At 69.0% G+C, this 20217-nt stretch carries 12 protein-coding genes; 9 read left to right on the top strand and 3 right to left on the bottom strand.

What is annotated here, in order from left to right:
* The first annotated feature begins 89 nt into the window (after window positions 1-89).
* Genes ACPPVO_RS27010 through ACPPVO_RS27035 form a run of 6 tightly spaced genes read left to right on the top strand, consistent with a single transcriptional unit; the run spans window position 90 to window position 13699 of the window.
* Window positions 90-4277 (top strand): LamG-like jellyroll fold domain-containing protein, encoded by a 4188-nt coding sequence (locus ACPPVO_RS27010; protein WP_426513946.1) that lies wholly within the window; start codon window positions 90-92, stop codon window positions 4275-4277.
* Window positions 4220-4756 (top strand): hypothetical protein, encoded by a 537-nt coding sequence (locus tag ACPPVO_RS27015; protein ID WP_426513947.1) that lies wholly within the window; start codon window positions 4220-4222, stop codon window positions 4754-4756. The genes ACPPVO_RS27010 and ACPPVO_RS27015 overlap by 58 nt, the downstream gene beginning before the upstream one ends.
* A gap of 5 nt (window positions 4757-4761) precedes the next feature.
* Entirely contained in the window at window positions 4762-11781 is a 7020-nt protein-coding gene (locus tag ACPPVO_RS27020) for an RHS repeat-associated core domain-containing protein (RefSeq protein ID WP_426513948.1), read from the top strand.
* Between the two features lie 34 nt (window positions 11782-11815).
* Window positions 11816-12238: a hypothetical protein gene (locus ACPPVO_RS27025; RefSeq protein ID WP_426513949.1), complete on the top strand. Its 423-nt coding sequence runs from the start codon at window positions 11816-11818 to the stop codon at window positions 12236-12238.
* A gap of 50 nt (window positions 12239-12288) precedes the next feature.
* Window positions 12289-13254: a MerR family transcriptional regulator gene (locus ACPPVO_RS27030; RefSeq protein WP_426513950.1), complete on the top strand. Its 966-nt coding sequence runs from the start codon at window positions 12289-12291 to the stop codon at window positions 13252-13254.
* A 34-nt stretch (window positions 13255-13288) separates the two neighbouring features.
* Window positions 13289-13699 carry a hypothetical protein gene (locus ACPPVO_RS27035; protein WP_426513951.1) on the top strand — a complete coding sequence of 137 codons (411 nt, stop codon included), beginning with the start codon at window positions 13289-13291 and terminating at the stop codon, window positions 13697-13699.
* Window positions 13700-13740: 41 nt separating this feature from the next.
* Here ACPPVO_RS27035 and ACPPVO_RS27040 read toward each other — a convergent pair whose 3' ends face one another.
* On the bottom strand, window positions 13741-14343 hold the full coding sequence (locus ACPPVO_RS27040; RefSeq protein ID WP_426513952.1) for a TetR/AcrR family transcriptional regulator: 603 nt from the start codon (window positions 14341-14343) through the stop codon (window positions 13741-13743).
* Window positions 14344-14431: 88 nt separating this feature from the next.
* On the opposite strand from ACPPVO_RS27040, the gene wrbA reads away from it, so the two are divergent.
* Together wrbA and ACPPVO_RS27050 are read left to right on the top strand one after the other, a co-directional pair.
* The gene (gene wrbA / locus ACPPVO_RS27045) at window positions 14432-15043 is read left to right on the top strand and encodes an NAD(P)H:quinone oxidoreductase (RefSeq protein ID WP_426513953.1); all 612 of its coding nucleotides are present in this window, start codon (window positions 14432-14434) and stop codon (window positions 15041-15043) included.
* 169 nt (window positions 15044-15212) lie between these two features.
* Window positions 15213-17855 (top strand): glycosyl hydrolase, encoded by a 2643-nt coding sequence (locus ACPPVO_RS27050; protein WP_426513954.1) that lies wholly within the window; start codon window positions 15213-15215, stop codon window positions 17853-17855.
* A gap of 210 nt (window positions 17856-18065) precedes the next feature.
* Here the strand turns inward: ACPPVO_RS27050 and ACPPVO_RS27055 are convergent, their stop codons facing one another.
* Both ACPPVO_RS27055 and ACPPVO_RS27060 read right to left on the bottom strand, forming a co-directional pair.
* Complete coding sequence (locus tag ACPPVO_RS27055; RefSeq protein WP_426513955.1) at window positions 18066-18506, bottom strand: TIGR03618 family F420-dependent PPOX class oxidoreductase; 441 nt, start codon at window positions 18504-18506, stop codon at window positions 18066-18068.
* Window positions 18503-18961, bottom strand: a complete 459-nt coding sequence (locus ACPPVO_RS27060) for an Lrp/AsnC family transcriptional regulator (RefSeq protein ID WP_426513956.1) — start codon at window positions 18959-18961, stop codon at window positions 18503-18505. The genes ACPPVO_RS27055 and ACPPVO_RS27060 overlap by 4 nt, the downstream gene beginning before the upstream one ends.
* 127 nt (window positions 18962-19088) lie before the next feature.
* On the opposite strand from ACPPVO_RS27060, the gene pdhA reads away from it, so the two are divergent.
* Window positions 19089-20171, top strand: a complete 1083-nt coding sequence (gene pdhA, locus ACPPVO_RS27065) for a pyruvate dehydrogenase (acetyl-transferring) E1 component subunit alpha (RefSeq protein WP_426513957.1) — start codon at window positions 19089-19091, stop codon at window positions 20169-20171.
* Window positions 20172-20217 lie beyond the last annotated feature (46 nt).

Raw genomic sequence — 20217 nt, forward strand, 5'->3', positions numbered from 1 at the left:
CCTTCCCTCGCACCAGTCAACTGGATCATGGGGGAGTGGCCGGCGTGGATATTCGTCTGCCTGTTCGGCGTGCGCATTTTCGGCCCGGCGTGCTCATCGCGCTGCTCGGTCTCGTCGTCGCATTGCTGGTGGCACCGCCCTTCGCGGGCCCGGCCGCGGCCGCGCCCAAGCCGGTCGCCTGTCCCGGAACGGCGAACGATGCGGCGAGTGCGCAGCAGCAGGCGGCCGTGTGTAAGGGCCGGGTCGAGGTCCTGTCGGGGCGTACCGAGCGGGCGCAGGTTTTCGCGAACCCGAACGGGACCTTCACGTCGTCCGAGGCGATGGTGGTGCAGCGGGTGCGGACCGCGAACGGCGGCTGGACCGCGCCGGATCCGATGCTGCGTAAGACGTCGTCCGGGTATGCGCCGGTGGCGAGTTGGCTGGGTACGACGTTTTCGGGTGGTGGCAGCGGTCCGCTGGTGTCGCTGCGGCGCGGGTCCGGTGAGCTGGCGCTGTCGTGGCCCACGGCGTTGCCCGCGCCGAAGGTGGAGGGCCGCACCGCCACGTATCCGGAGGTGCTTCCCGGCGTGGATCTGCAGCTGACCGCCGAGGTTGAGGGCTACTCCGAGGTTCTGGTGGTGAAGACGCCGGAGGCGGCGAAGCAGCGGGCGCTGGAGAATGTGCGGTTCCGCACCGCGACCAAGGGTCTGCGGGTGAAGACCGGTGATGCGGGGTCGGTGAGTTATGTCGACGGTAGCGGCGCGCCGATGTTCTCCTCGGGTACGCCGGCGATGTGGGACTCCTCCGGCGGTGTGCCGGCCGACGCGAAGGCGGTCGGGGTGCAGAGCCGTACCGCGCGGATGCCGGTGGCGGTCGAGGGCGGCGATGTCGTGATCCGGCCGGATCTGCAGGTGCTGCGCGGGGGTGCGACGAAGTTTCCGGTGTTCATCGATCCGGCGTTCAACGCGTCGGCCTGGACGATGATCAATAGCCGGTTCACGTCGCAGTCGTATTGGAGCTATGACCGCAACGGGTGTCCGTCGCCGTATACGGCGGTGCCGTGTGCGAAGGTCGGGTACACCGATGAGGGTCAGACGATGATCTACCGGTCGATCTTCCTGCTGCCGACGTCTTCGTATGTGGGCAAGCATGTGCTGGACGCGAAGTTTTCGATGGATCTGCTGCATTCGTGGACGTGCAGCGACACGCGTACGAGCCTGTGGTGGGTCGGGGGGATCGACGCGAACACGAACTGGAGCAACCATGCGGGTAGCTGGAGCTCGTTGCAGACGTTTGTGGACAACCACACCTGCAACAAGACCCGGGTGCGCAGTGAGTGGGGGATCACCGGGCTGATCCAGTCCGCGGCCGGGCAGTACTGGAACGGTGTGACGATCGGCCTGCGGGCGGGTGATGAGGCGAACCATAACGCGTGGAAGAAGTTCGACGCCGGGACGGCGTTGCTGACGGTGACGTACAACTCGTACCCGAACGCCCCGGATCAGCTGACGGTGTCGGGCAGTGCGTGTGTGACGGGTGCGGGGCGGCCGGTGGTGAAGACGGTGACGCCGGAGTTGCGGGCGCGGACGAGTGATGGTGACGGTACGGCGCAGGTGCACAATGTGTCGTTCTGGTGGTGGCCGGTGGGCGGTGCCCGCAACGACAACGACCGGGTGATGCAGAACTCGGTCACGCCGGGGACGACGGCGATCGTGAGTGTGCCGCCGGGCCGGCTGGTCAACGACGGGGTGTACCAGTTCCAGGCCCGTTCCTACGACGGTACCGACGACGGGCAGTTCTCGCAGGTGTGCGAGTTCAAGGTGGACACCGCGCCGCCGGGGGCGCCGTCGCAGGTGACGTCGACGGACTATCCCAGTGACGGGCAGCGGCACGGCGGGGCGGGGGTGGCGGGGACGTTCAAGTTCTTCCCGCCGGCCACGGTGCCGTCGGACTTCGCCGGCTACGCGTACACCCTCGACACGGGCACGACCCCGCCGAACGCCACGCAGGTGGCTCCGGCCGCGGACAACACGGCGACGGTGACCATCACCCCGCCGACCGACGACGCGTTCACCCTGCGGGTGTGGACCAAGGACACCGGCGGCAGCTACTCGGCGACCCCGAAGTCGTACGCGTTCAGCGTCCAGGCCGGCGCCGGTCCCGATGCCCGCTGGCGGCTCGACGAGGGCTCCGGCACCACCGCGGTGGACGCGAGCGGCCACGGCAACCCGCTCACGCTGACCAACCCGGCGTGGATCGCCAGCCGCGGCAGCACCGGCAAGGCGCTGCAGTTCAACGGCACCAACGCCACCGGCGCGACGGCCGGCCCGATCCAGACCAAGGACCCGTCGACCGGCGCCGCCACGACCGTGCGGACCGACGCCAACTTCACCGTCACCGCCTGGCTGAAGGTCGACACCCTCGACCCGGGCGGCGCGAGCTACGTCGCGGTGGGCCAGGACGGCACGCGCACCTCGGCGTGGACCCTCGGATACCACGGCAGCACCAACCGCTGGCGGTTCGCGATGTACGGCACCGACGTCGACAACCCGCCGGTCGTCGCCGGCCTCGTGTCCGACGGCACGCCCGTCGCGGGCCGGTGGACGTACATCGTCGCCACCTACGACGCGTCGACCCACACCCTGCGCATGTACGTCGACGGGGTACTGCAGACCGGGACGCTCGTGCTCTCCGGCGGGTTCAACGCGACCGGCCCGGTCACGCTCGGCCGGCGCAAGTGGAACGGCGCCGCCGACAGCTTCTTCAAGGGCGGCGTCGACGACGTACGCATCTACGGCCGCGTCGTGCCGAGCACCGACCCGGAGCTCACCAGCCAGCTCAAGCCGGAGAAGCCGATCGTCACGTTCCCCAACGGCAACAACGCCACGGCGAACCAGCCGCTGCAGGTGACCCTGAGCGCGGGCGGCGACCCCTCGGTGACGGCGATCAAGTACGGCCTCGGCATCTACCCGCCGGGCTCGACCGCGACGCTGCCCACGCCGGGCGGCTCGGTCACCGTGACCGTCACCCCGCTCACCCAGGGCCAGATCCAGCTGTTCGCCGAGTCCGTCGCGGGCACCCGCAACAGCGAGACCACCACCGCGCTGGTCAACGTCGGCACGCCGCCGGCGATCACCGGTACCGTCACCGACCCGATCAGCGGCAGCGCGGTCGCCGGCGCGACGGTGATGCTGCGCCCGAGCGGCGTGACCCGGGTGACGGACGCGAACGGCGTCTACCAGTTCACCGGGCTGACGGCCGGCACGTACACCGTGTCGACCGCGGTCGGCGACGCGTGCGGGCTGTACGCCAGCACGGAGGTCGTGGTCACCGGGCAGACGTACGTGGACCTGGCGCTGTACCCGCAGTCCGACATCTTCGGGTACACCTGCACGGCGCAGAGCCAGGCGTTCGACCCCGCCGACGGCAGCCTCCTCAACCTCAGCGGCGACGACGCCACCACCCAGGTTGCGCTGCCGTTCGTGGTGCCGTTCTACGGTCACAACTCCTCCACCGCCTGGGTGTCGACGAACGGCTTCATCGCCTTCGCCGACCCGAGCGCGGCGGGCGACGCCTCCGCCGGCGCGGCCATCCCGCAGGCGGCCGCCCCGAACGCGATCGTCGCGCCGTTCTGGCGGGACCTGATCGTCGACGGCAGCGCCAGCGTCCGCACCGAGCTCACCGGGGCGTTCCCGAACCGGCAGTACATCGTCGAGTGGCGCAACGTCGAGATGTGGGGCACGCCGAAGCGGGTCACGTTCGAGGCGATCCTGTCCGAGAACGGCGACATCGCCTTCAACTACGCCGACATCGACGCCGACGACGTCGAGAAGGGCCTGGACGCGACGGTCGGCATCGAGAGCACCGGCGGCGAGTACGGCCTGCAGTACCTCTACAACCAGCCGCTGCTGGAGAACGGCAAGGCGATCCTGATCGACTACCCGCTCGACGCCCAGCCGATCGGCACCGGGACCGTGACGGGCACCGTGCCCGCAACGGCGCACCCGCCGCCGGGCTCACCGTGTCGCTGCAGCCCCAGGGCCTCACGACCACGTCGGCGAGCGACGGCAGCTACGCGTTCGCCTCCGTGGAGGAGGGCGGGTTCAGCGTGTCCACGGTGGACGGCTGCGCCACGGCCGCGGTCACCGGGCACGTGTCCGGGCCGACGGTGGCGAACCTGGCGCTGGCCCCGGTACCGGACGAGTTCGGCTACACGTGCACGACGGCGACGCAGGCGTTCGTGCCGGCCGACACCACGGTCCTGCCGATCGTCGACGACGACGCGCACACCCCGATAACGCTGCCGTTCCCGGTGACGTTCTACGGCCAGACGTACACCAGCGCCTGGGTTTCGGCCAACGGCTTCGTCAGCTTCACCGATCCCGGCTACGAGGTGCCGGACGCGCGGGCCGCGCTACCCGATCCGACCGGCCCGAACGCCGCGCTGTATCCGTTCTGGGACGACCTGGTCCTGGACGGCAGCTCCAGCGTCCGGACCGCGGTCGTCGGCTCCGCGCCGAACCGCAAGTTCGTCATCGAGTGGCGCGACATGTACCTCTTCGGCAACACGTCGCGACGCGTCAACGCCGAGGTGCTCATCGCCGAGAACGGCACGATCACCTTCAACTACGCCGGCCTCGACAACGCCTACGAACGCGGGCTCGGGACGGTCGTCGGCATCGAGAACGCCGACGGGACCGTCGGGCAGACCTACTCCTCCTTCCGCGACGCGCTCGTCGACAGCCGGGCCGTCATCTACACCCCGCCGGTCGCGTGACCGCCATGTCCGTCATTCAGCTCCGGAGGTCGCTGGTGCGTGACTCGAAGTTCCGGCGGGGTCTCCTGCTGGGCCTGCCCCTGGCCTTGTTGGTGGCGCTCGGCGTGCAGGCGCCTGCGTTCGCGGGCCCGGCCAAGCCGTTCACCCCGGCCGGCGCCGCGAAGGTGCCGAGCGTGAAGACGAAGCCGGTACCGGCGGGGAAGCCGGTCAAGGACACCACGAAGAAGGCGCAGGACAACCCGGCCCCGGTCTGGCCCGGCGCGTCGGCGACGGACATGGATCCGGCCGCGGCGAAGGTGGCGGGCGGCCCGGTCACGATCACCACGCCGACGACGACGCGGCAGGCGCGGACGATCGGCGCGGCGAGCGTGCCGATCCCGGGCAAGGTGCACGTCGAGGTCCTGGACCAGCAGGCGGCGAAGAAGGCCAACGTCCAGGGCCTGCTGTTCAAGGTCGGGCGGGGCGACGGCGGCAGCGACGCGGCCGGCGTCGGGGTGAAGGTCGACTACAGCAAGTTCGCGACGGCGTACGGCGCGGACTGGTCGACCCGGCTGAAGCTGGTGGAACTGCCCGCGTGCGCGCAGTCGACGCCGGAGCGGGCCGAGTGCCGGGGCACCGACGTGCCCAGCCACAACGACTCCAAGACGAAGACGGTCTCCGCGGACGTCGTCCTCGGCGCGACGGCGAAGACGCTCGCCCTGACGGCCGGGAGCTCGGGGGCGTCGGGTAGTTACGGTGCGACGAGTCTGTCGTCGTCGAGTACGTGGTCGGCTGGTGGGTCGGCTGGTGATTTTTCGTGGTCGTTCCCGATGCGGACGCCGCCGTCGTTGGGTGGTCCGTCGCCGACGTTGCAGATTACGTATTCGGCGCAGTCGGTTGATGGGCGGATGGTGACGTCGAACAATCAGCCGTCGATTGTGGGTGAGGGTTTCGAGCTGTCGACGTCGGGTTATATCGAGCGTCGGTACAAGACGTGTGCGGAGGATCCGAAGACTGGCGGGAACGCGGCGGCGAAGACCGGTGACATGTGCTGGGCGACGGACAACGCGACGATGAGTTTGAACGGTTCGGGTTCGGAGCTGATCAAGGATGGTACGGACCCGAACAAGTGGCATCCGCGTAATGATGACGGGTCGCGGGTGGAGCACAAGCTGGGTGCGGCCAATGGTGACAATGATGGTGAGTGGTGGGTTGTCACCACGGTGAATGGGACGCAGTACTGGTTCGGGCGGAATCAGTTGCCGGGTGCGCCGGCGGGGACGGCGACGCAGTCGACGTGGACGGAGCCGGTGTTCGGCAACGACGCCGGCGAGCCGTGTCATGGTGCGACGTTCGCGGCGTCGTCGTGTACGCAGGCGTACCGGTGGAATCTCGACTTCGTTGTCGATCCGCACGGCAACACGATGTCGTACTGGTACGGCGCCGACCGGAACTTCTACAGCAAGAACAACGGTACGGCGACGCAGTACGACCGGGGTGGCTACCTCGACCACGTCGTGTACGGGACGCGGGATGAGAACCTGACCACGGCCGGGGACTGGACCACCGGCACGGACACGGTGTTCTCGGGGCATCCGGCGGCGCGGATCAACTACGGCTACGCCGATCGGTGCCTGTCGTCGTGTGGGACGAAGGACAAGGCGCACTGGCCGGACACGCCGTGGGATTTGAACTGTGACAGTGGGGCGACGTGTCCGCAGACGTCGCCGTCGTTCTGGACGACCCGCCGCCTCGCCTCGATCACGACGCAGGTGTGGGAGGTGTCGACGTCGGCGATGCGCGACACCGAGCGGTGGACGCTGACGCACACGTTCCCGGATCCGGAGGACGGGACCCGGGCGGGGTTGTGGCTGGACAAGGTCGGGCACAGCGGCCTGGTGGGTGGGCAGACGGATCTGCCTGATGTGAGTTTCGTGCCGACGCAGATGCCGAACCGGGTGGATGGGGTGGATGCGTCGCCGTCGATGAACTGGTCGCGGTTGACGGCGATCAACACGGAGACCGGTGGTCAGATCCAGATTGTGTATCTGGGGAAGGACTGTGTGGTCGGTTCGCGGATGCCGGCGTCGCCGGAGAACAACACGTTGCGGTGTTATCCGGTGCGGTGGACGCCGGACCCGATCACGGGTGAGGTCACGGACTATTTCCACAAGTATGTGGTGGACAAGGTCATCGAGAACGATCTGACGGGCGGGTCGAAGCGGGTCCTGCACCAGTACACGTACCTCGGTGACCCGGCGTGGCATTACGCCGACGACGACGGGCTGATCTCGTCGGATCAGAAGACGTGGAACGTGTGGCGGGGCTACGCGAAGGTCGGCACGTCGGCGGGTGAGGCACCGACCGCGCCGGGGAACCCGGATGAGCGGACGTACTCGGAGACGCTGTACTTCCGGGGGATGAACGGCGATCACCTGCCGTCGGGGACGCGTTCGGTGAACGTGGTCGACTCCGAGGGTGGCAGCGTCCCGGACGACGACGCCTACTCGGGGATGATCCGGGAGTCGCGGACGTTCAACGGTGTCGGCGGTGCGGAGGTCAGCGGCGCGATCAACGATCCGTGGCAGTCCGCGGCCACGGCGACGCGGACGATCAACGGCGTTACGACGACGGCGAAGTTCATCAACACGTCGGCGGTGCACAGCCGCACGACGCTGGATGCGGGCCGTGGGGTGCGCCGCTCGTCGACGAAGAACACGTTCGACTCGCTGGGCATGGTCGTGACCGCGACGGATTACGGCGATGACGCGGTGACGGGCGATGAGCAGTGCACGACGACGTCGTTCGAACCGCGGAACACGTCGGTGTGGCTGATGACGGCGCAGCAGCGGACGCAGACGTTCTCGGTCGACTGTGACAAGGTGGCGGCGGGTCCGATCACCGAGGCTGATGTGATCGGTGACAGCCGCCTGTATTACGACAACGCGACCACGTTCGGCACCGCCCCGACGAAGGGTGATGTGACGAAGAGCGAGGCGTTGAGCGTCTGGAGCGCGACCAACCCGACGTACTACCAGCTCAGCCGCTCGGCATACGACGTGCTGGGCCGCGTCACGGAGTCCTGGGACGCGATGGACTACCACTCGCAGACCGACTACACCCCGGCCACCACCGGCCCCGTCACCAAGACCGTCGACACCAACCCGCGCAACTGGACAATGACAACGACGCTGGAGCCGGCATGGGGCCTGGCCACATCCACCGTGGATCAGAACGGCCGGCGCACAGACCAGGCATACGACGGGCTCGGCCGCCTCACCGCGGTGTGGCTGCCCGGCCAGAGCAAGGCGGCCAACGCGCCAGCCAACTCGAAGTACGCCTACCTGATTCGGACCAACGGCGCGAACGCGGTCACGACGCAGACACTGAACCCGTCGGGCGGCTACACCACGTCATACGAGCTCTTTGACGGCCTGGTCCGCGAGCGGCAGACCCAGACCGACTCACCATCCGGCGGCCGTCTGCTCACCGACACCTTCTACGACACCGCCGGCCGGAGCTCGCGCAACTTCGGCGTGTACCACGACGCATCGGGGACGCCGGGCACCTCCATCGTGGCACCGGTCGATGAGGGCCTGACCATCCCGACGCAGAGCCGCTACATCTACGATGGGGCCGGTCGGCAGATCGCGGACATCTTCCAGCCGTACAACACCGAACGGTGGCGCACGACGACGTACTACGGCGGCGATTACACGGCCGTCACGCCGCCGATGGGTGGCACTGGCAGCCTGACGCGCACGGACGAGAACGGCCGCACCACCGAGCTCTGGCAGTTCGCGAACCGGATTCCCGGCAACTTGAACTCGGACCCGAGCACCTTTGACAAGACCACGTACAGCTACAACCGCCGCGGTCTGCTCTCTAAAGTGGTCGACCCGGCCGGATATGAGTGGACGTACGACTACGACCTGCGTGGGCGCAACACCTCCTCCAAGGACCCGGACAGCGGTACCACGACCAAGGAGTACGACAACGCCGGACGCCTGACCAAGAGCACTGACAGCCGCAACAAAGTCCTGCTCACCACCTATGACAACCTGAACCGCAAGACGGGCCTGTACCAGACCTCGATCACCGCGGCGAACCAGCTCGCGGGCTGGACGTACGACACGACCAAGTTCGAAGACGGCGTCACCAACGCCAAGGGCTACCCGACCTCGTCGATCCGTTATGTCAGCGGGCAGCAGTACAAGTCGACCTCGGTGCAATACAACGACCAGTACCAGCCGACGGTCTCAACCCTCAGCATCCCTACCGCGGAGACCGGCCTCGCGGGCGACTACACGTTTTATACGGGCTACAACGTCGACGGCTCGATCAACAGCATCGGCTCTCCGGCCGCCGGTGACCTGCAGTCCGAGACCACAGTCGTGGGGTACAACGCCCTCGGCATGACCGACAACCTGAGCACGTTCTACGGGGCCGATCAGCGTCGCTGGCTCGTCGAACGTACGTCGTTCAATGCGCTCGCCCAGCCGACGCAGTACACCCTGTTCAACAGCACGGTGAGCACCGACGACGGTGACAGCAACGGCCCTCGCGCTTACCTCTCGCGCTCGTACGAGCTGGAGACCGGCCGGGTGACCGGCCTGAAAGCCGAGCGCGACCAGGTGTCGCCGAACACGGTGGCTGACCTGCATTACTCGTACAATGACTTCGGCACCATCACGAAGATCGCCGACACGCCGGCCGGCGGCACTGCCGACTCGCAGTGCTTCCTTCACGACCGCTATGAGCGGCTTACGGATGCGTGGACGCCGGCTTCGGGCGACTGTGCGACCGGCCCGACGGCCGCGACGGGCGGCCCGGCCCCGTACCGGGTCAACTACCAGTACGACACGATCGGCCGCCGCACCCAGCAGACTCAGTACGGTACGGCCGCCGGCACCGCCGTTACCGACTACACGTACCCAACCGGCACGACTCCGGCGAACATCGTCCGCCCGCATTCGCTGACAGGTACCAGCGTCACCGACAACAACGGCACGCGGATTGCCTCGTACACGTACGACATTGCCGGGAACACCACCGGCCGCCCGGGCGCCAATGGCGACCAAACTCTGCAATGGGACGCCGAGGGCCATCTCACCAGCGTCACCGACACCGCCGGCACCACCACGTTTCTGTACGATGCCAGCGGCAACCGCCTGATCCGTAAGGACGTAACAGGCAAGACGTTGTACCTGCCGGGCATGGAGCTGCGCTACAACACGCAGACCGCGGCGAAGACCTGCACCCGCTACTACTCGTTCGGCGGGACAATCGTCGGCCAGCGTAGTGCGGCGGGCCTGACCTGGCTCGCCAATGACGGCCAAGGCACCGCTGACGTCTCGATCGTGGCTACCACACAGGCAGTAACGGTTCGCCGCCAGCAGCCGTTCGGTGAGCAGCGCGGCGCCTCGATCACCTGGCCCAACGAGAAGGGCTTCGTCGGCGGAACCAATGATCCGACCGGCCTGGAAGAGGTCGGTGCCCGGTACTACGACGCCGCGATCGGCCGCTTCATCTCGGCCGACCCAGTCGTGGACAGCAGTGATCCGCAGCAACTGCAGGCCTATGCGTATGCCGAGAACAGCCCGATCACTCACAGCGACCCGACCGGCGAGCGGACGGACGAGCAGTACTACGGCAAGTCCGGCGCCGCCAACATGGACAAGCCCTTCGATCAGGCCCAGTACGACCGCGACGCGCAGGCCGAGCTGGACCGGCAGAAACGCGCCAAGGAGGCGCAGCAGAAGGCCTGGTGCAAGGCCCACCCGATCAAGTGCGGCCTGAAGAAGGCCACGACCGCAACGGTCAACTGGGTCGACGAGCACAAGGCCGAGATCATCGGCAACATCGCCGGTTTCGCGGTCGGGCTCGGCTGCGGCGCACTCATCGGCGTGACCGGGGTAGGAGCCGTCGCCTGCGGTGCACTGGCGGGCGCGGTGACCAACATGGTCACCTACGCCATCCAGACGAAGGTCGAACACAAGGGCAACTTCTCCTGGGGAGGAATGCTCAAGACTGGCGCGCAGGGGGCCATCGTCGGCGGTCTCATGGGCGGTTTGGGCTCCGTCGGGGGTGCCATGCTCAAGGCCGGTAAGGCAGCCCTCATGGGCGGCGGCGGACTCAAGGCCGCCGCGTCTGCGGGCGGTAAGGCGGCCGCGGCCGAGTCGAAGGCCATTGCCCAGGGTGCCAAGGGCGCGTTCAAGAAGGGTTGTAGCTTCACCGCCGAGACCAAAGTCCAGATGGCGGACGGCAAGCAGAAACCCATCAAGGACGTCAAGGTCGGCGACGCGGTTAAGGCCACTGATCCAAGGACAGGTGAGACATCGCCGCGCACAGTGCTCGCGGTCAAGCTGAACCGCGACCACGCTCTTACCGACCTTGCGGTCAAGACCGCAGACGGCACTGTTGCCACGATCAGGACCTCCCAGAACCACCCGTTCTGGGACAGCACCCAGCAATTGTGGGTCAGCGCCGGCGATCTGCGATCGGGAACGGAGCAGGGTGGAACTGCCGGGACCTCGGCCGAGTTCCTCGGGGTCCGCAACTACCTCGGCGCGCGGGACATGTACGACCTCACCGTCGCTGACACCCACACGTACTATGTCGTTGCGGGCGACCTGCCCGTCCTGGTCCACAACTGTGGAACCATCAATCGCAACGTTTTGTCGGACGACGAGTTCGTGCAGGCCAAGGAAGTGGTGGATGAGCTGTGCGGCCATTTCGAAGGGCAGGGCGTCGGCAACACTGCGGGGATCGATGGCACTTGGAACGGCATTCCGGCAAGTCTCAAGGAAGTGGCACCCGGTAGCGCTAACAACGTCAACGCATTGAAGGGTGCGGCGGACAAAGCGCGCAGGTCCATCCTGAGGAACGGGTTTGGCGGCCAAGGCGCGGTCCTGTTCATTCGCGCGCATGGGGTATCTGTCGCGGAGGCCACCGGCATCGACCACTTGACCAGGATGGCTGGTGGCCCGGCATTCTCGAGGATCTCCATTCGCGCTGCCGACGGTTGGGTGCACTATGGCCTTTGAGTGGACTATCTCCGACGGTCGGCCCGTGGTCCCCATGGACCTGGTCCGGCAGATGGAGGTCGCGTTCGAGCGATTCGGGCGACAGCCGGTCGACCTGCGTCAGCGCGTGCGGAACAACATCGTGACGGGGGCGGAGTTCGAACTGGTACTCGCCGTCCCGATCTCAGGTGAAGATGCCCGCGTCTCGTTGGACCAGTTGAATTACGACGCGTCGACCGGCACCTGTTTCGGATTTGTCGAGGCGGACAGGAACAAGTCGTCCGTCGCGCTGGGCATAGTGGGTGCGGTCTCCTGGCACCAGATCGCCGGTGGTGACCTGTCGGGCACAGGCCTCAACGGCGAGCGGCTTTCGGTCGAGCGGTCCGGCGAACTGCTGGAGAATCTGTTCTCGGCTCTCGGAGGCGAGGACATCTTCGGTGTGGTTGCCCAAAGGCTCGGTTGTGGACCGTTCGAATGAGCGTGCCCCAGCGTTGACTCTCCCACGGTGGGAGACCGCAGCATGGGTGTGTGGATGACGTACTGCTGAGCATCGGTGACCTCGCCGGCCGGACCGGGCTCTCCGTCAAGCTCATCCGGCACTGGTCCGACCTCGGGATCGTGCCGCCCGCGGAACGGACCGGTGCCGGCTACCGCCGGTTCGGGATCGAGGCCGTAGCGCGGCTCGAGCTCGCGCGCACGCTCCGGCAGCTCGGGCTCGGCATGGCCGCGATCCGCGACGTCGTCGGGCAGGAACAGGATCTCGCCGAGGTCGCGGGCGTGCACGCGCGGGCTGTCGAGGCTCAGATCCGGGCGCTGAGGCTGCAGCAGGCCGTGCTCCGGTCGGTCGCGGCCCGCGGTACCGGGGCCGCGGAACTTGCCGTGCTGACGAGGCTCGCGAAGCTGTCCGCCCGGGAGCGGGCCGCAATCATCGAGCGGTTCGTGGCCGAGGTGCTCGACGGGGTTGACGTTCCCGCGTACCGCGAAGGGCTGCTCGCCGCGCGGCCCGAGTTGCCCGATGATCCCACCGCCGAGCAGGTCGACGCGTGGCTGGAGCTGGCCGAGCTCGTCCAAGACCCCGGCCTGGCCGAGTCCATGCGCCGCACGGCCGAGTACGTTGCCCGGATCGCGCCCGGGCCGCAGCCCCGAGGAGCCGAAGAGGTCGCCGCGTTCTGGGTTCAGCAGGCGAAGGCGGCCATCGCGCACGGGATTGCGGCCGACTCGCCCTCCGCCGATCCCATTGTCGGCGAGATCGTCGCGGTCTGGCTGCCCACCCAGCGCGCCACCGTCGATCCGCCGCACGAGGACGGGCGCAAGGCGCGCAGCCGGCTGCTGGAGCAGCTCGAGGTCGCGAGCAACCCCAAGGCCGAGCGGTACTGGCGGCTCGTCCGCACCATCACCGGTCGCCCGGTGCCCGAGAGTCTCGCCGGTCCGGGGGAGTGGCTCATGACAGCGCTGCGGGCGAACTCGGAACCCGGGATCCTGGGGCGCGGCTGAACGGAACGGCGCGATCTACTATCGTGGGCTATCGATGCGCAGGGGAGCTGAGGTCAGGTTCATCGGCGGGCGGGCCACGGCCGTGCGGGCCGTCGCCGCGCTGCTCGGGGTCGGCGCCCTCGAGGTGCGCGCGCTCGCGAGTGACCTGCGGCAGGGGGCGATCGCCGCGTACGAGGTCGACGACGCCGTCGCGCGGATGCAGATGATCGCCGAGGTCACGCACGACTTTCCGCTGCTGCTCGTGCGGCCCCGGCTGCTCGGCCGGGAGCGGGGCGCCCGCGAGGCGCTCGTGTGGCGGTGGGGTGTGTCGACCGACGCCGCCCGCGAGTGGATCGAGGACGCGCTCGCCGACGCCGGGCCGCAGTTCCGTCGGTACCCGGCGATGCTCGAACGCGAGCACCAGCGCTGGATGGCCAAGAACCCGCGCGGGCGGGTCCTGCAATAAAGCGCACCCAAACTCAAGCGCAACCAAAACAGGGTGCTGTGTCAGAGGAGCCCGGCCAGCACGGTCTCGATGCCGTGCCGGATGCGCTCCGGGTCGAGCGCGAGCACCCGGCGCTGATGGTCGAGCACGTTCGGGGTGAGCAGGGCCAGCAGGACGCTCGCCACGTACGGCGCGTCCAGGCCGCGGCCGAGGTCCTCGATCAGCCGCGTCAGGTGCAGGTGGTACGTCGGGTAGGGGCCGCTGGCGTACCCCAGCGCCGCCTTCTTCACCGCCAGCAGCCGCAGGTCCCACTGCTCCTCCTGCAGATCGAGCAGCGCGATCACGAAGGCGCGGATGCGCTCGTCCGGCGGCGCGCCCGGGCCGAGCGGGGGCGGGCCGGCCAGGAACGCCTCCTGGAAACGCACCTCGTGCTCCTCCAGCAGCGCGTACGCGAGCGCGCCGACGTCGCCGAAGCGGCGGTACGCGGTACCGACGCCGACTCCTGCTTCGCGGGCAACCTCGTCGAGCGCGAGCCCGGCGACGCCGTGGGTGGCCACGATCCGCAGCGCCGCCTCGACGAGCCGCTGCCGGTTGCGGGCGGCGTCGGCCCGCTCGGCGGGGGGCTGGTCGATGAGCGGCAGCGGGGGCGGCTTGCGGCGGTTCACGTGAGAAGCATCCCACCCCTTGTAAGTGGAAGAAGTTCCACTTAGTCTCGACCACGTAAGCGGAATTGTTTCCAGTTTTGGAGGCGTCATGGGCGCGAAGGTCGCCGTCATCTACTACTCGGCCACGGGCAACGTGCACGCGCTGGCCGAGGCGATCGCGGAAGGGGCGGTCGACGCGGGCGCCGAGGTGCGGCTGCGCCGTGTGGCGGAGCTGGCCCCGGAGAACGCGATCGACGCCAACCCGGCCTGGCGCGCGCACGTGGAGGCCACCCCGCACGTCGAGACCGCCACGCACGAGGACCTGACATGGGCGGACGCCTATGCGTTCGGTTCGCCGACGCGGTACGGCAACATCGCCGCGCAGCTGAAGCAGTTCATCGACACCACGGGCGGGCTCTGGGCGACCGGGCAGCTGGCGGACAAGGCCGCGACCGCCTTCACGAGCGCGGCCAACCCGCAGGGCGGCAACGAGTCCACGCTGCTCGCGCTGTACAACACGTTCTACCACTGGGGCGCGTTCATCGTCCCGCCCGGCTACACGGACCCGTCGATCCACGCCGCGCGCGGCAACCCGTACGGCATCGCCCACCCGGGCGCCGAGGGTGCTCCGACCGTGGCGACGCTGACGGCCGCGCGGTACCAGGGGCGCCGCCTCGCCATCGTGACCGCCCGGCTCCTGGAAAGCGCGTTGGTGAAATAAGAATAGGCTTGGCTAAGCTAACGGCGTCAATAGGAGAACCCTCTTCTTCACCCTCCGGAACGCGTTTGTTGATCGGCTTCACTTGATGTGAAAGCCGATCAATGAACCGATCAGGCGTGAATGCGCCGGCCATGCCCGGCCGGCGCCTCGGTTCTGGAGGGAGCCGGCCTTGCCGCAGCTTCGGCATCGACGTCTGCTCATCACCGCGAGCCTCTCGGTGCTCGCGCTCACGCTCGGCGGCGCGCCCGCAAGCGCCGCGCCGAGCCTCCCGCGCCCGTCCCACGCGTCCGACCGCGCCGCGACCGCACACCGGGCGGGCACGGTCAACAGCCTTGCGCCGGGCGAGGACGACGAAGAGGGCTCCAGCGACATCATGGAGCAGGCCGACCAGTGGAACGAGGCCCGCAGCGCGCCCGGGATCGTGGCGCCGGGGGCGTACTCGGCCGCGTGGGCGCAGCTGCAGTCCCTGCCACACACCGGCGGCCGGTGGGTCGACGAGACCGGGCTGCCGTACAACTCGGACGACCCGCGGTACCGCGACATCAACTCGAACTCATCCGGCGGCGCGGGCAACGTGACCGGCCGGGTCGTCGGCATGGCCGCCGACGATCACGGATACGTGTACGCCGGCTCCGCCAACGGCGGCGTGTGGCGCTCGTCGACGGGCGGCGGGCACTGGCAGCCGATCTCCGACAAGCTGCCCGCCCCGGCCACCGGCGACCTGCGCCTCGACGACCGCGGCCGGCTGTGGTTCGCCACCGGCGAGGCCAACACCAGCGCGACCAGCTTCGTCGGCACCGGCGTCTACCTGCTCGCCGACCCGCGGCACGGCGAGTTCCGCAGCTCGGACCGGGTCGGCGGCACGGAGCTGGAGAACACCACGATCCGGGCGCTGCGCTTCGGCGGCGACAAAGTGTGGGCGGCGACCAGCCGCGGCGTGTGGACGCACTCGACCACGAACCTGTCCGGGCCGTGGCACCTCGAGTTCGCGCCCAACCCGACCTTCCTGCCCGGCGGCGCCGACGCTGCCGATGACGCCGCGGCGTACAAGAACATCGCCAACGACGTCGCGATCGACCCGCGCGACCCGTCGAAGGTGGTCCTCGCCATCGGCTGGCGCAGCGGCGACGACTACAACGGCTTCTACACCAAGGTCGGCGGCACCTGGCAGAAGACGACCCTCGCGGGCGACATCGCCAGCGACCCCGACAACCTCGGGGCCGTCACGTTCGGCCGGTCCGCGGACGGCTCGAAGTACTACGCGATCGAGCAGTCGCCCGAGATGCTGGCCACCAACGGCGACAGCAACCTCTACGGCGTGTTCGTCTCCGACAGCGGCTCGCCCTTCGGGCCGTGGAAGCTCGCGGCCGACTACCACAAGCTGGCCGCGTCCGGCTCGGCCAACACCGCGCCGGGCTACATGCCGGGCATTCAGGCCTGGTACAACCAGTTCGTCCAGGTTGACCCGAAGGACCCGAAGCACCTGTACATCGGGCTGGAGGAGGTCTTCGAGTCCAAGGACGCCGGCGCCACGTGGACGACGCCCGGCCCGTACTGGAACTTCAACTTCGCGTGCTGGAGCATCGACCCGTCGAAGCAGACCGGCGACTGCCACCAGACCGTCCACGCCGACCAGCACGCGGCCGCGATCGGCAGCAACGGCGGCAAGCCGTACGTGGTCGTCGGCGACGACGGCGGCATCTACAAGCGTCCCGTCAACGGCCAGGCGGACGCGTCCGGGCACGCCACCGACTGGGTGTCGCAGAACGACGGCAGCATGGACGTGCTGCAGTACTACTCGGTCGGTGTCGGCGCCGACCGGCAGGGGCACAACGCGGGGGTCGCGATCAGCGGCGGCCTGCAGGACAACGGCGAGTCGATCCTGCGGCCGGGCGACCGGGTGATGGGCTCCAACTTCGGCGGCGACGGCGGCGACACCATCGTCGACCCGAACAACGGGTGCAACATCGCGGCCGAGTACGTGTACCTGGCCCTGTCGGTGACGAACAACTGCGCGGTCAACGACGGCTCGTGGACGACCGACCCGAGCAAGGTCTCCAGCCGCAACATCGCCCCGCCCGACAACGCGCTGGGCTCGGCCGGCGCGCGGTTCATCGCGCCGATCGCCGCCGACCCGAAGAACGTCAACGACTGGGTCGCCGGCGGCCGGCACGTGTGGATCCAGCACAAGGGCTTCAACATCCAGTCGGGCGCGGACTGGGTCAACGCGTTCGACCTCGGCCCGGGCCACGTCGCCACCGGTGTCTCGATCTCCGGGGGTATGGTCTACGTCGGCTGGTGCGGCCCGTGCAACAACCAGGGCTTCACCCGTGGCATCGCGGTCGGCAAGGCCGACGGCACCGGCTGGCACCAGCTCACGCTGCCGGTCGACGGGGTCATCCCGAACCGGTACGTGTCCGGCTTCGACGTCGACCCGGCCGACGCCAACCACGTGTTCGTGGCCATCAACGGCTACTCCCGCAAGTGGACCGAGGGCCCCGGCGCCGGCGTCGGGCACGTCTTCGAGTCCCGCGACGCGGGCGCCCACTGGACCGACATCTCGGCCAACCTGCCCGACATTCCGGCCAACGCGCTGAAGGTCCTGTGGGGCGGCGGCCTGGTCGTCGGCACCGACCTCGGCGTGCTGTACCGCCCGCCGGGCCAGGCGAACTGGAAGGTCCTCGGCCGCAACCTGCCCACCACCACCACGATGCAGCTGCGCACGGGCCTGTTCGGGCTGCGGCTCTACGCGGCGACCCACGGGCGCGGTGTGCAGTCGTTCGACCTCTGGCAGCTGCTGCTGTTCGGTTAGGCGAAAGGAGCGGGCCGGGGCTCGGTCCCGGCCCGCTCCACGTCGTCGCGGGCGCCGGCCCTGCTATCGACATTCACTATTATGAATGCCACAGTCGAGTGGCCTGGCGCGCCGTAGCGTGATCGCATGGGCTCGCTGCTGATGCTCGGCGACGGCCGGATAACCGCCGCCGCCGGCACCACCCTGTGGCTGCGCGCGGCCTGAAGCCGCCTACCCGTTGCTGTAGATGCGGGCCGGGTCGATGAGCACGGCCGTGCGGTGCTGCTCGGCCATCACCCGGTCGTACTCGTCCCAGTCCTCGTGATCGCCGCCCGCCGCCTTGAAGACCTCGCGCAGCAGCAGCCGCAGGCGGTCGGCGTCGACGCCGACCGCCGGGTCGTCCGGGCCGATCAGGGTCGCGGTGCCCTCCAGCGTCGCCCACTCCCAGCCCGCCCGGGCCGTCACCGTCACGCGGGGCCGGGCGCGCAGGTTGCCCAGCTTCACCTTCCCGTAGGTGACGAAGGCGAGCGCGGGCGCGCCGGTGAGCGGGTGGGCCAGGGCGCCCGCGTTCACCACCGAGGCCTGGACCGTGCCGTCCGCGCGGACCGTCGAGACCACCACGAGGCCGTGCTCCCGCGCGGCCAGCGCGGCAAACTCATCCAGCGTTGTCATGGCAGAGAATTTACGCGCGGTGTGGTCGGCAGCTCGTCGAAGATGAGCACCGTCTCGGTCGAGGTGATCTCGGGCATGCCCTGCAGGCGGGTCAGCACCAGCTCGCGCAGCGAGGTCGTGTCGCGGGTACGCACGAGCAGCACCAGGTCGTGCGAGCCCGACACGAGCGCGGCGTGGTCGACCTCCGGCATCGCGAGGATGCGCGCCTGGACCGCCTTCCACGAGTGCTGGCTGATGTTGACGTACACATAGGCGGCGACGCCCAGGCCGTACCGCTGCGGATCGATGGTCGCGGTATAGCCGGTGATCACGCCGTCGTGCTCGAGGCGCTGCACGCGCGCGTAGACGTTGGCCCGCGAGATGTGCAGGGCCTCGGCCAGGGTGCGCATCGACGCCCGGCCGTCGGCCCGCAGCGCCTCGACGATGCGCCGGTCCACCTCATCCAGCTGAGCCATCCGTCTCCCTAAGCGGCGGATCCGAGCAAAAGCAGGTCCATTCGTCTCCAAATGTAGTCCTGCGCTGGACCAATGGCCGCAGAGGGGCCGATGATGCTGGACATCCCACCTGGTGGAAGGAAACCCCGTGACCACCATCGAGGCGCTGCTGCCGAGCGACACCCCGCTCGGCCTGATCGACGCCGACGGCCACCGCCGCGCCGGCGCGAGCCTTCCGGAGAACGAGACACTGCTGGAGCTGTACCGCCGGATGACGGTCGGCCGCCGCTTCGACGCCCAGGCGACGGCGCTCACCAAGCAGGGCCGCCTCGCGGTGTACCCGTCCTCGCACGGCCAGGAGGCGTGCCAGATCGGCGCCGTGCTCGCGCTGCGCGAGCAGGACTGGCTCTTCCCGACGTACCGCGACTCCGTGGCGATCGTCTCCCGCGCCGTCCCGCCGGTCGAGGTGCTCTCCCTGCTGCGCGGCGACTGGCACTGCGGCTACGACCCGTACGCGTACCGCGTCGCCCCGCAGTGCACCCCGCTGGCCACCAACACCCTGCACGCCGTCGGCCTCGGGCACGCGGCGCGGCTCAAGGGCGAGGACCAGGTCGCCCTGGTACTGCTCGGCGACGGGGCCACCAGCGAGGGCGATACGCACGAGGCGCTGAACTTCGCCGCGGTGTGGAAGGCGCCCGTGGTGTTCCTGGTGCAGAACAACGGCTACGCGATCAGCGTGCCGCTGTCCAAGCAGACCGCCGCACCGACGCTGGCGCACAAGGGCGTCGGGTACGGCATGCGCTCCCGGCTCGTCGACGGCAACGACGCGGCCGCGGTCCACGCGGTGGTGCGCGAGGCGGTCGAACACGCCGCCGCGGGGGAGGGCCCGACGCTCATCGAGGCGCTCACCTACCGCATCGAGGCGCACACGAACGCCGACGACGCCAGCCGTTACCGCGACTCCGACGAGGTCCGGGCGTGGCTCGAGCGCGATCCGATCAAGCGCCTGCGGGTGTACCTGCACGACGCCGGCCTCCTCGACGACGCCACCGAGGCCGGGTTCGCCGAGCAGGCCGAGCGGTTCGCGGCGGACGTCCGCGAGGCGATGAACGCCGACGCCGTGGTCGACCCCGTGGAGCTGTTCGAGCACGTGTACGCGACCCCGACCCCGGCGCTGCTCGCGCAGCGGGCCGAGCTCATGGCCGAACTCGACGAGGAGGCACGGGCATGACCGGTCCGGAGCGAAGCGGAGGGGCCGGGCATCATGGGCTCAGCTC

The sequence above is a fragment of the Dactylosporangium sp. McL0621 genome (genome assembly GCF_049995355.1).
Lineage (GTDB): Bacteria > Actinomycetota > Actinomycetes > Mycobacteriales > Micromonosporaceae > Dactylosporangium.